Below are 11,028 nucleotides of genomic sequence, written 5' to 3'. Positions count from 1 at the left end.
ACGCAATAGCTATTGCGTCCGCGCCAGGTTATTGCGTCCGCCGGGTTATTGCGTCCGCCGGGGGTGGGCGTCGGGTTATTGCGTCTGCACGCGGGGTGGGCGTCGGGTTACTGCGTCCGCCGTGTTGGCCCCCGGGTGCCAGCCGGCGGCCGGCGGGGTAAGGCTCAGTCGCCGAGTTCCCTGCGGCGGCGGGCGACGTACTCCTGAAGCTGGGCCTTGATCGCCTCGTCCAGCGGCGGCTCGGTGTAGTCCTCCAGCCGCTTCTTCCAGATGTCCGCGGCGCGGGCGGCGGTGTCCTTGCCGCCATTGCGCATCCAGCGGTCGTAATTGTCGGACGACGACAGGAACGGCCGGTAGAAGCACGTACGGAAACGCTCCATCGTGTGCGCCGCACCCAGGAAGTGCCCGCCATGGCCGACCTCCACGTGCGCGTCGTAGGCCAGCGACGCCTCGTCGATCTCCATCGGCGTGAACTCGTGCTGGAGCATCTCCACGATCTGTGCGTCGATGACGAACTTCTCGAACCCGGCGACCAGCCCGCCCTCCAGCCAGCCGGCCGAGTGCATCACAAAGTTCGTGCCCGCCAGGAACGTCGGCATCAGCGTCATCAGCGCCTCGTAGCCCGCCTGGGCGTCTGGAACCTGCGACGACGTCAGACCGCCGCCGGTGCGGAACGGCAGCCCGAAGTGCCGCGCAATCTGCCCAGTGCAGAGCAGGCCGATGCCCGACTCGGGAGTGCCGAAGGTCGGCGACCCCGACTGCATGTCGATATTGGATAGGAACGAGCCGAACACGACCGGGCAGCCGGGGCGGATCAACTGCGTGAGCGCGATCCCCGAGAGCGCCTCGGTGATCTGCTGCACCAGCGCCGCCGGGATGGTCACCGGGGACATCGCGCCCATCAGGATGAAGGGCGTCACCACCACGGGCTGCGCGGCCTTGCAGTATTCGATGAGCGCATCGAGCATCCGGTCGTCCCAGCGCAGCGGGGAGTTGCAGTTGATCAGCGAGATGGACGCGGGCTTGGCCTCGATCGACTCCCGACCGCCGAAGAGGATCTCGCCCATCGCGATCGTGTCGCGCGCGTTCTCGCCCGAGACCACATTGCCCATGTAGATCTTGTCGGTCAGCGTCTGCAGCGCATAGATCATGTCGAGGTGGCGCGAGTCGAGCGGGGCGTCATTGGGCTCACAGACCACGCCACCAGCGGAGTCGAGCGCCGCGAACGACTGCGACAGCTTCGCGAAGCGGTGGAAGTCATCCAAGGTCCCGTCCCGACGAACGGCGCCCTCGCGCACAAAGGGCGGCCCATAGACCGCACCGAAGACCATCGCGTCTCCGCCGATGTGCACATTGTTGGCGGGGTTGCGCGCTTGCATGTCGAACTCGCGCGGGGCCTTGGCGACCTGCTCCAGGACGAACTCGGGGTCGAAGAAGACCGTGTTGTCGACGACCTTCTGCCCGGCCTCGCGGAAGAGGCGCAGCGCCTCCTCGCTCATGAACTCAACGCCCACCTCGCTGATCAGGCGTCGCCAGCCGGCGTCGAGGGTGGCCATCGCATCCTGGCTGAGGATCTCGTAGCGCGGCATCTGGTTGCGGAACATCAGGGTCCTTTCGGGACGGGCGGCCACCTTGACTGAGACGTGTGCCACATCCTAGCCTCACGATATGGAATCGATGTTCCACACTATGGGAGCGGGTGCAGGGCGTCTGCGGGGGTCCCGATGAGCGCGGACACTGCGACGGGCACCCAGGCGGTCGACCGCGCCGCGGACCTCGTCGCGTTGGTTGTCGAGTCGCCGGATCCATTGTCGTTCAGCGAGATTCACCAGCGCTGCGGCCTCGCCCGGTCCACGACGTCGCGTCTGTTGTCGGCCCTCGAACGCCAGGGTTTGTTGGCCCGCACCTCCGCGGGCAGCTTCGTTCCCGGGTCTCTCTTTGTCTCGTATGCCGCGAGCCGCCGCCCCGAGGCCGCCCTCCTCACGATCGCCGCACCGGTGATGGAGGACTTGGGTGCCAAGACGGGGGAGACGGTCAACCTCGCGGTGGCGCGCGGGGCCGCGGTCGTGCAGATCGGCCAGGTCGACGCACAGTTCGTGCTCGGCTCCCGGGAGTGGGTCGGCTTGGCCGTCCCTCCCCACTGCTCCGCCCTGGGCAAGGTCCTCTACGCCTTCGGCGCCCTGCCCCTGCCGGCGGGCCGGTTGGCCACGCCGACGCCCCGCTCGATTGGCCGTCGCGACCGGTTGGAGCGGGAGTTGCGCGAGGTCCGCCGCGCCGGGGTCGCCCAGGCTGTGGACGAACTCGAGATCGGCCTGGCTGCCCTGGCCGTCCCGGTCCTCGATGGCCGCGGTCGCACCGTCGCCGCGCTGGGGCTGTCCGGACCCGGAGACCGTCTCACCGCAGACCTCGTCGGTCTCGGCGCGCTTCTGCGCGGCGGGGCCCACGATCTGACCACTCGTCTCAACTCACCCAACCAGGGCCTCAACCCACACAACCAGGAAGGTGCCGCATGACCCGCGAGGAGATCCTCACCGGCCTTTACGAGCAAACCCTCGTCGGCAACGGTCCGGAGGTGCTCAGCCTGACCGAGCAAGGACTCGGCATGGGTATGGAGCCGAGCACCCTGCTGTTCGACGCCCTGATCCCCTCCCTGGAGGAGGTCGGCGCCCGGTTCGAGCGGGGCGACTTCTTCGTCCCCGAGATGCTCATCGCCGGCCGCGCGATGGCCGGTGCGATGGAGCGGCTGCGGCCGCTGCTGGCCGACACCGGCGTCGAGACGATCGGCAAGTTCCTCATGGGCACCGTCAAGGGCGACGTGCACGACATCGGCAAGAACCTCGTCAACATCATGTTGGAGGGGGCCGGCTTCGAGGTCATCGACCTCGGCGTGCAGGTCGCCCCCGAGAAGTTCGTGTCCGCGATCGAGGAGCACCAGCCGGACATCGTCGGTTTCTCGGCCTTCCTCACCACGACGATGCCGATGTTCAAGGCCAATATCAACGCCCTCGAGAAGGCTGGCCTGCGTGACCAGGTCATCGTCATGGTCGGCGGCGCCCCCGTCACCCAGGAGTATGCCGATGCCGTCGGCGCCGACGGTTATGCCGCCGACGCCTCGGCCACGGTCAAGCGGGCCAAGGACCTTCTCGCCGGCAAGCGTGCCCTCGTGGGTGCCGGCGCATGACTGAGCCGGTCGCGCTGCGCCAGACCATCCTCCGCTCGGCCACCAAGCAGGTCACGATCGGTCATGAGCACCCCTTCTGCATCATCGGTGAGCGGATCAACCCCACCGGCCGCAAGATCTTCCAGGAGGCCCTGCGCGCCGGCGATCTCTCGCTGATCGAGAAGGATGTGGCCGCCCAGGTGGCCGGGGGCGCCGACGTCCTCGATGTCAACATGGGTGTCCCGCTGACCGACGAAGCCGAGTTGTTGGAGAACGCGATTCGGCTCGTCCAGTCCCTCACCGACCTGCCGATCTGTATCGACTCCTCCGTGGTGGAGGCCCTCGAAGCCGGGCTCGCGGCATACCAAGGTCGGGCTCTGGTCAACTCGGTGACGGCCGAGGACGAGCGGTTGGCCGCCATCCTGCCGCTGGTCAAGAAGTATGACGCGGCCGTCGTCGCCCTCCCCAACGATCACGACGAGATCCCGATGGAGTCGGGCAAGCGAATCGAGTTGGTGGGCAAGATCGTTCGCGTCGCGACCGAGGAATATGGCATCTCGATTGACGACATCGTCATCGATCCGTTGGCGATGCCGATCGGCGCCGACTCCTCCGTCGGCGCGACCGCGCTGGAGACGATTCGCGAGATCAAGGCGCGCTGGGGACTCAACATGACCTGCGGCGCGTCCAACGTCTCTTTTGGTATGCCGGGCCGGCACGCCATCAACGCCGCCTGGCTGCCGCTGGCCATGGGTGCCGGAATGACGAGCGCCATCATGGATGCCCGGACTCCCGCCGTGGTCGAGTCCGTGCGGGCCGCGGATCTGCTTCTGGGACACGACGAATGGGGCGGGACCTGGATCCGGATGCATCGCGCCAAGGTCGCCGCCGCTGCGGCTGCCGAGGCGGCAGCAGCCGAGGCCGCCGCGGCCGCGACCCCGGCTCCCTGAGTCGCCGGCGACGACCTAGGCTCTGCTGCCATGACCCCGACCACCGACGAGGGCGGCTCGCCCCCGCCCGCCGACCTCGTCGCGGGGCTGCGCCGCGAGGGACTGCTCGACCGTCCCGCCGCGGATGCCCCGTCGGACGACCCGGCGCCGCCTGACGGGACCGGCCGGGTGCTGTTGCGCTTCGCGCCGGCGGGACGCGAGCACCGCGTCCCGCCGGGCGTCTCGGTCTTCGACGCGGCGTCGTGGAATGGCATCGCCATCGACTCCACGTGCGGCGGGCATGGCACCTGCCGCAAGTGCAAGGTCCGGGTCTCGCGCGGCGACACTCCGATCACATCGCACGACCGCCGCACGTTCAGCGAGGGCGAGTTGGCGGCCGGCTGGCGGCTGGCCTGCCTCGTCTCCGCCCGGTCGGATCTCGACGTCGAGGTGCCCCCGCTGGTGACCCGCCCGAAGGCGGCCACCGTCGGCGTCGGCCGTCAGGTCATCCTGCGACCGGCCGTGCAGAAGCGCTATCTCGAACTCGACGAGCCGAGCCTGGCCGATCAGCGCACCGACCTGCGCCGGGTGCTCGACGCCATCGACGATCTGGACCTGCACCCCGATCTCCATGCGCTGCGCCGCCTGCCGAAGGTCTTGCGGGACAACGACTTCAAGGTGACCGCCGTCGTCGTCGACGAGACCTTGATCGACATCGAGCCGGGCGACACCACGGCATACCGGTATGGCCTGGCCTTCGACCTCGGCACGACCACGGTCGTCGCCACGCTGCTGGATCTCTCGACCGGCACCCCCTGCGGCGTCGCGTCGATGCTCAACAAGCAGCAGCCTTTCGGTGGCGACGTCATCACCCGCATCAGTGCGACCATGATGGATCCCGATGCCGGCGAGCGGCTTCGGACCGCGGCCCAGGCGACCCTGGCGGAACTGGCCGATCAGGTGCTGGCGGAGGCCGGCGTCGACCCCGGCACCGTCTACGAGGTCGCGATCGCGGGCAATGCCACGATGGTTGCCTTGCTGCTCGGCATCGACCCCGAGCCGCTGGGGGTCGCGCCCTTCGTCATGGCGCACGATCACTTCCCGGTCCTGCCCGCCACCGAGGTCGGGCTGAGGCTGCATCCCGGTGCGCGCGTCGTGCTGTTCCCGGCGCTCGGGGCCTATGTCGGCGGCGACATCGTCGCGGGCATGCTCGCCACCGGGATGGACCGTGACAAACGCGCCCGGCTCTTCGTCGACGTCGGCACCAACTGCGAGATCGTCCTCTCCGACGGCGAGCGCCTCGTCGCCACCGCCGCTCCAGCCGGCCCGGCCTTTGAGGGCGGTGCCATCCGGCGCGGGATGCGCGCCGCGGATGGCGCGATCGAGGTGGTCAAACTCGGCGAGACCGTGCAACTCGGCGTTATCGGCGATGTGGCGCCGATGGGGTTGTGCGGTTCCGGCCTCGTCGACGCCGTCGCCGAATTGGTCCGCGTCGGGCTGCTGGACGCCAGTGGGCGCTTTGTCCCCGACGAGGTGGCGCCCGCCATCGCGCCAACCCTGGCCGACCGACTGAGCAAGGTCGGCCAGGAGCGGGTGTTCATCCTTCATCGACCGACCCCGGACGCCCCGACCGAGGACTGTGTTTTCTTGTCGCAGCGCGACATTCGCGAGCTGCAGTTCGCGAAGGCGGCCATCGCGACCGGTTGGGCGCTGCTCTGTGAGGAGATCGGGCTCGCCCCCGGCGACATCCAGCAGGTGCTGCTGGCGGGATCGTTCGGCTCCTACCTCTCACCCGCCGCCGCCATCCGGATCGGGCTGGTGCCCAAACTGTCCGTGCTCAGGATCGTCTCGGCCGGCAATGTCGCGGGTGAGGGCGCGAAAATGGTGCTATTGAGCTCGCGCGAACGCGCCGGAGCTGATGCGCTGTTGGAGGAGGTGCACTATGTCGAACTCTCCGACCGTGCCGACTTCAACGACCGCTTCGTCGAGCAACTCGCCTTCCCCGGCTGAGGACCTGAGCACCCAGGAGCCGAGCACCCGGGAGCCGAGCGCGCAGGACCCGCGTGCGAGCCGGGTCGCCGCGCTCGCGTGCGGTGCGATCGCCATCCACATTGCCGACATCGCCCGTCGCCGCGGGTGGCCGGTCGATATCCATCCACTGCCCCCGCTGCTGCACAACCACCCGCACCGGATCGCTCCCGAAGTGGAGGCGCACCTCGGGGGGCTCGCCGCGGCATACGGAAAAGTCGTTGTGGCGTATGCCGATTGCGGCACCTATGGCGCGCTGGACGAGGTCTGCGACCGGTGGGGGATCGCGCGGTTGCAGGGTCTGCATTGCTATGACCTGTTCGCCGGGGCCGAGCGGATCGAGGAGTGGCTGGCGGACCAGCCGGGAACCTTCTTCTTGACCGACTTCCTGGTCAAGTCTTTCGATCGGACCGTATGGCGAGAGCTCGGCTTGGATCGCTATCCCGAGTTGCGCGACGACTACTTCCGACACTTCACGCAGGTGATCTGGCTGGCACAGGATCCGGCGGGGGAGTTGCGGGAGGAGGCCGAGCGCGTCGCGGCCCGGCTCGGCCTGCCGCTGACGGTGATCAGCACCGGGGATGGCGCTTTGGAGTCTGCGCTGGCCCTGCTGTTAGCGTGCTGACGCCAGGAGCTGCTCGCGCCAGGCCTGGGTCTCGGCGACCTGATTGAAGGTGAACAGGTGCAGGCCCTCGATCTTCATCGCGGGCTCGTCGGCGGTGCGAACCAGCTTCTGCAAGAACGCTTCCGGGCTGTAGCCGGGGGCTGCGATGCGCGCGAACACGCCCTTCTGCTTGGTCAGGAAGCGCAGTGACTCACCGACCCCGACCTTCGCGCCCATCGTCAACAACTTGGCCCGCTCCACTGGTCCGGGCAGGCCGATGAGGATGGCCTGGCTGACCCCGCGCGCGCGTACGCGGCGGACCCACTTCGCCGTCCCGGCGGCATCGAAGGTCATATTGCTGACGATGTGCGTGGCGTGGCGGCGCTTGTCCCACATCGACTGGATCGTGACGTCGTCGTGGATCGTGGGGTGCGACTCGGGGTAGCCGGTCACGCCGATCTGGCGAAACGAATGCGGGATCGTGGCGAGGTCGTCGAGGAGTTCCACGGCCGAGGTGTAGTGCCCTTCGCCGGGCGTCGCATCGCCGCCGGGCACGAAGATCGCGTCGATGTCGGCCTGCCTCAAGCGGTCCACGATTTCGGCAAGTTCGTTGCGGCCGTTGATCATTCGCGCGGCGAGGTGCGGCACGACGCGGTACCCCTCGGCGCGCAGCCGCTCGGCCATACCCAAGGTCGCATCGAGCGGCTTGGCGGGGGAAGCCGTGACGGTGAGGGTGGTGTCGCGGGGCACTGAGGCGAGGACTTTCTCCGCTATCGTCGCCGTCGGCAGGACCTCGAAGCGCGCATTCTCCAGTAGCCGCCGAATCCCCGTGTTGTTGCTCATCATGCAACTCGTTTCATCATGTGAGCCATTAGTTGGCTGAGCCTAGGGCCGCGCCCGGCCCCGCGACAAGGGCCCACCCCCGCGCGGACGCAATAACCTGGCGGACGCAATAGCTATTGCGTCCGCCGCAGGTCATTGCGTCCGCGGGGGTGGGTTGGGCCGGGTGGTTGCGTCCGCGGGGAGGATTGGCTTGCCGGGGCGGGTCAGCGGCTCAGCAGGGCGACGCACTCGCGCGCGATCTGCAACTCCTCATTCGTCGGGATGACGTATGCCGAGACCCGGCTCCCCGGGCCGGTCACCAGCCGCTCGCCCGCCGCGGGGGCCGCGTTGGCGGCCTCGTCCACCGCTACCCCAAACACCGCGAGCCGAGACAGCACGGCGGCGCGCAGCGCCGGGTTGTGCTCCCCGATGCCACCGGTGAAGGCGATGGCATCGAGGCGGCCCATCACCGCGGCATACGCCCCGATGTATTTGATCAAGCGGTGCACGACCACGTCGATCGCCGCGATCGCATCGGCGTCGCCGGCATCCGCCAACTCCACCACCGCGCGGAAGTCGTTGTCGCCGGCGAGACCCTTCAGGCCGCTCTGCTTGTTCAGGGCGGTGTCGAGGTCGGCGACGCTCAGTCCGGCTACGCGGGCGAGGTGGAAGGGGATCGCGGGGTCGATGTCGCCGCAGCGGGTGCCCATCACCAAGCCTTCGAGGGGCGTCAGGCCCATCGAGGTCTCGATACTCTGGCCGTCGAGGACCGCGCAGGCACTGCAGCCGTTGCCGAGGTGGAGCACCACCGTCGCGACGTCGTCCCGGCCGAGGAGGGATTGCACGCGGCGCGAGACGTACTCGTGCGAGGTGCCGTGGAAGCCGTAGCGACGCACGGAGTAGTCCTCGCGCCACTGCTTGGGGACGGCATACGTATAGGCGGCGGGCGGCAGCGTCCGGTGGAAGGCCGTGTCGAAAACCGCGATCTGGGGCAGCTCCGGAAAGGCAGCTCGGGCGGCCCGGATGCCCACGACATTCGCCGGATTGTGCAGTGGCGCAAGGGGAGTGAGATCCTCCAGGGTCGCCAGCACGTCGTCATCGATCACCGTCGCGGCGCTGAATCGGGTCCCGCCGTGGACGACGCGATGCCCCACCGCAACGGGCGGCTGCGCCTGCAGGTCCGGCCCGGCCTCGGCAAAGGCGGCCGACAACTGCGCGAAGGCCTCGGCGGCATCGGGGATGGGCACCGCGCGCCGCAAAACCGACTCCCCGACCGTATGCCGCAGGGTGCTCCCTTCCTCGCCGATCCGCTCAACGAGCCCGGCCGCGGCGACCTCGCCGGTCGCGGGGTCGAGCAGTTGGTACTTCAGCGACGACGACCCGGCGTTGATCACCAGCACCCGGCTCATCGGACGGCTCCGGCCTGCACCGCGGTGATGGCGATGGTGTTGACGATGTCGCGCACCAGTGCGCCCCGCGACAGGTCGTTGACCGGGCGTCGCAGCCCCTGAAGGACGGGCCCGATTGCCACCGCCCCCGCGCTGCGCTGGACCGCCTTATAGGTGTTATTGCCGGTGTTGAGGTCGGGGAAGATCAGCACGGTGGCCCGACCCGCGACGGGCGAGTCCTTGAGCTTGGAGGCGGCCACAGCCGGGTCGACCGCGGCGTCGTACTGGATCGGCCCCTCCACCGGCAGGTCCGGCCGCCGCGATCGGACGAGTTCCGTTGCCGCCCTAACCTTTTCGACGTCCGCCCCGGAGCCGGAACTGCCGGTCGAATACGACAGCATGGCCACGCGCGGCTCGACCCCGAACTGCGCGGCCGTCTCCGCCGACGACAGCGCGATATCGGCCAGTTGCTCCGCGGTGGGTTCGGGATTGACGGCGCAATCGCCATACACCAGCACTTGGTCGGCGAGACACATGAGGAAGACACTGCTGACGATCGAGACGTCCGGCACCGTCTTGATGACTTCGAGAGCCGGCCGGATCGTGTGGGCGGTCGTATGGGCCGCGCCCGACACCATCCCGTCGGCCTCGCCAAGCAGAACCATCATCGTGCCGAAGTACGACACATCCTGGACGACCTCGCGGGCCCGGTCGAGCGTCATGCCCTTCGCGGCGCGCAACTCGGCATACCGGGCGGCATAGCGCTCGACATGCTCTGGATCACTGGGGGAGAGCAGTTGCGCGCCCTCGATCCGCAGGCCCAGCTCACCGGCGCGGGCACGAAGCGACTCGGGGTCGCCCAGGATCGTCAACCGCGCCGCGCCGCGGTGCAGGATGCGATCGGCGGCGTCAAGGATGCGGTCGTCGCTCCCCTCGGGCAGCACGATGTGGGCCTGGGCGGCCCGGGCCTGGCTGATGAGCCGCTGCTCGAACATCAGCGGTGTGACGGCACCCGCGCTGGTGGCGCGCAACCGCTCGACGAGGCGGGTCGCGTCGATGTGCTCGCGGAAAACCTCCTCGGCCGCACCGATCTTGCGCGTCTGTCCGGGCCGCAGATCGCCCCGGACACCCGCGAGTTGGGCGGCGGTGGCGCTCGTCCCAGCCGGGCACCCGATGACCGGCAGGTCGGGGTGGATGCCCTCGATCAGGCGCTGCACCTGCGGGGTCGGCGCGAAGCCGCCGTTAAGGAAGAGCGCGGCCGGCGTCGGGAAGGTCGAGGACGCATGGGCCAGCAGCACCGCCAATACGACGTCTTCGCGATCACCGGGCGTCAGCACGGCGCCGTCCTCGACAAGCCGGTCGAGCACGTGTGGCATCGTCATCGCGGCGACCACGAGCCCGAGGCAGGTGTCGTCCAGGCGGGCGGGATCGCCATACATGAGGGTGCCGTCGACGGCGGTGAGCAGTTGGCCGACGGTGGGGGCGCGCAGGAGGGGGACGTCGGGCACGGCATACGTCAACACGCCGTGACCTGCGCTCGCGACCGCCTCGGCGGCCACCTCAAGATCACCGGTGACGCGATTGGCGACCAGGCCGAGGACTCGGGCGTGCCGTGCCTCCGCCTCCGCGACCGACAGGGCGGCCGCGGTCCGGATCTCCTCGCGGGAGCGATCGGCACCGGAGACGACGAGCAGCATCGGCGCATCGATGTTGGCGGCGAGTTCGGCATTGAAGCCGAACTCGGTCGGGGACGGGACCCCGGAGAAGTCGGATCCCACGATGACCATCGCGTCCCGCTCGGCCGCCGCGGCGTGGAAGCGCGCGACGATCGTCTCCATCGCGGTGTCGCGGTCGTCATGGATGTCGCTATAGGTCACGCCGATGGCGGCCGCGCGGTCCATCGGGGTGGCCAGTTGGGAGAGCAGCAGATCGAGGACCGGATCGCTATCGGTCCGGGACGCAACAACGGGCCGGAATACTCCGACCCGGTGGACCTGGCTGGCGAGGGCGGCCACCAGGCCCAATGCGATGCCGGACTTGCCGGCGGCGTGCTCACTGGCGGCTACATAGACGTGGGTCGACACGACCCCAGCCTAG

General features: G+C 69.0%; 9 protein-coding genes. 5 read left to right on the top strand and 4 right to left on the bottom strand.

Translation table 11 applies throughout. The features are described 5' to 3' along the window. Positions 1–164 precede the first annotated feature (164 nt). The gene (locus tag BN13_RS13585) at positions 165–1,652 is read right to left on the bottom strand and encodes a trimethylamine methyltransferase family protein (RefSeq protein WP_235434049.1); all 1,488 of its coding nucleotides are present in this window, start codon (positions 1,650–1,652) and stop codon (positions 165–167) included. A gap of 72 nt (positions 1,653–1,724) precedes the next feature. Here BN13_RS13585 and BN13_RS13580 point away from each other — a divergent pair, with 72 nt between their 5' ends. The 5 genes from BN13_RS13580 to BN13_RS13560 are packed head-to-tail and all read left to right on the top strand — an operon-like array spanning position 1,725 to position 6,742. Beyond that, positions 1,725–2,513: an IclR family transcriptional regulator gene (locus BN13_RS13580; RefSeq protein ID WP_053079794.1), complete on the top strand. Its 789-nt coding sequence runs from the start codon at positions 1,725–1,727 to the stop codon at positions 2,511–2,513. Further along, entirely contained in the window at positions 2,510–3,181 is a 672-nt protein-coding gene (locus BN13_RS13575) for a corrinoid protein (protein ID WP_048547703.1), read from the top strand. Before BN13_RS13580 ends, BN13_RS13575 begins: the two co-directional genes overlap by 4 nt. Continuing rightward, positions 3,178–4,110, top strand: coding sequence for a methyltetrahydrofolate--corrinoid methyltransferase (locus BN13_RS13570; RefSeq protein WP_048547701.1), 933 nt, complete (start codon positions 3,178–3,180; stop codon positions 4,108–4,110). The genes BN13_RS13575 and BN13_RS13570 overlap by 4 nt, the downstream gene beginning before the upstream one ends. 30 nt (positions 4,111–4,140) lie before the next feature. Continuing rightward, entirely contained in the window at positions 4,141–6,099 is a 1,959-nt protein-coding gene (locus BN13_RS13565; protein ID WP_084733763.1) for an ASKHA domain-containing protein, read from the top strand. Then, entirely contained in the window at positions 6,050–6,742 is a 693-nt protein-coding gene (locus tag BN13_RS13560; protein ID WP_235434048.1) for a DUF1638 domain-containing protein, read from the top strand. The genes BN13_RS13565 and BN13_RS13560 overlap by 50 nt, the downstream gene beginning before the upstream one ends. Here BN13_RS13560 and BN13_RS13555 read toward each other — a convergent pair. The 3 genes from BN13_RS13555 to pta form a co-directional block, all read right to left on the bottom strand. Further along, the gene (locus BN13_RS13555) at positions 6,731–7,564 is read right to left on the bottom strand and encodes a methylenetetrahydrofolate reductase (protein WP_048549184.1); all 834 of its coding nucleotides are present in this window, start codon (positions 7,562–7,564) and stop codon (positions 6,731–6,733) included. The two genes, BN13_RS13560 and BN13_RS13555, sit on opposite strands and share 12 nt — an antisense overlap. 203 nt (positions 7,565–7,767) lie before the next feature. Continuing rightward, positions 7,768–8,952 (bottom strand): acetate/propionate family kinase, encoded by a 1,185-nt coding sequence (locus BN13_RS13550; RefSeq protein WP_048547699.1) that lies wholly within the window; start codon positions 8,950–8,952, stop codon positions 7,768–7,770. Continuing rightward, complete coding sequence (gene pta, locus BN13_RS13545) at positions 8,949–11,015, bottom strand: phosphate acetyltransferase (RefSeq protein WP_048547697.1); 2,067 nt, start codon at positions 11,013–11,015, stop codon at positions 8,949–8,951. Before pta ends, BN13_RS13550 begins: the two co-directional genes overlap by 4 nt. Positions 11,016–11,028 lie beyond the last annotated feature (13 nt).

It is taken from the genome of Nostocoides jenkinsii Ben 74 (assembly GCF_001046875.1).
Classification (GTDB): Bacteria; Actinomycetota; Actinomycetes; order Actinomycetales; family Dermatophilaceae; genus Nostocoides_A; species Nostocoides_A jenkinsii.
Note: the sequence above shows the minus strand (reverse complement) of the source record. Positions and strands in the feature narration are given on the sequence as shown.

Bases quoted from the DNA above. Each gene is read 5' to 3' on its own strand.
- BN13_RS13580 (WP_053079794.1), top strand. From the start codon at position 1,725: ATGAGCGCGGACACTGCGACGGGCACCCAGGCGGTCGACCGCGCCGCG.
- BN13_RS13575 (WP_048547703.1), top strand. From the start codon at position 2,510: ATGACCCGCGAGGAGATCCTCACCGGCCTTTACGAGCAAACCCTCGTC.
- BN13_RS13570 (WP_048547701.1), top strand. From the start codon at position 3,178: ATGACTGAGCCGGTCGCGCTGCGCCAGACCATCCTCCGCTCGGCCACC.
- BN13_RS13565 (WP_084733763.1), top strand. From the start codon at position 4,141: ATGACCCCGACCACCGACGAGGGCGGCTCGCCCCCGCCCGCCGACCTC.
- BN13_RS13555 (WP_048549184.1), bottom strand. From the start codon at position 7,564: ATGAGCAACAACACGGGGATTCGGCGGCTACTGGAGAATGCGCGCTTC.
- BN13_RS13550 (WP_048547699.1), bottom strand. From the start codon at position 8,952: ATGAGCCGGGTGCTGGTGATCAACGCCGGGTCGTCGTCGCTGAAGTAC.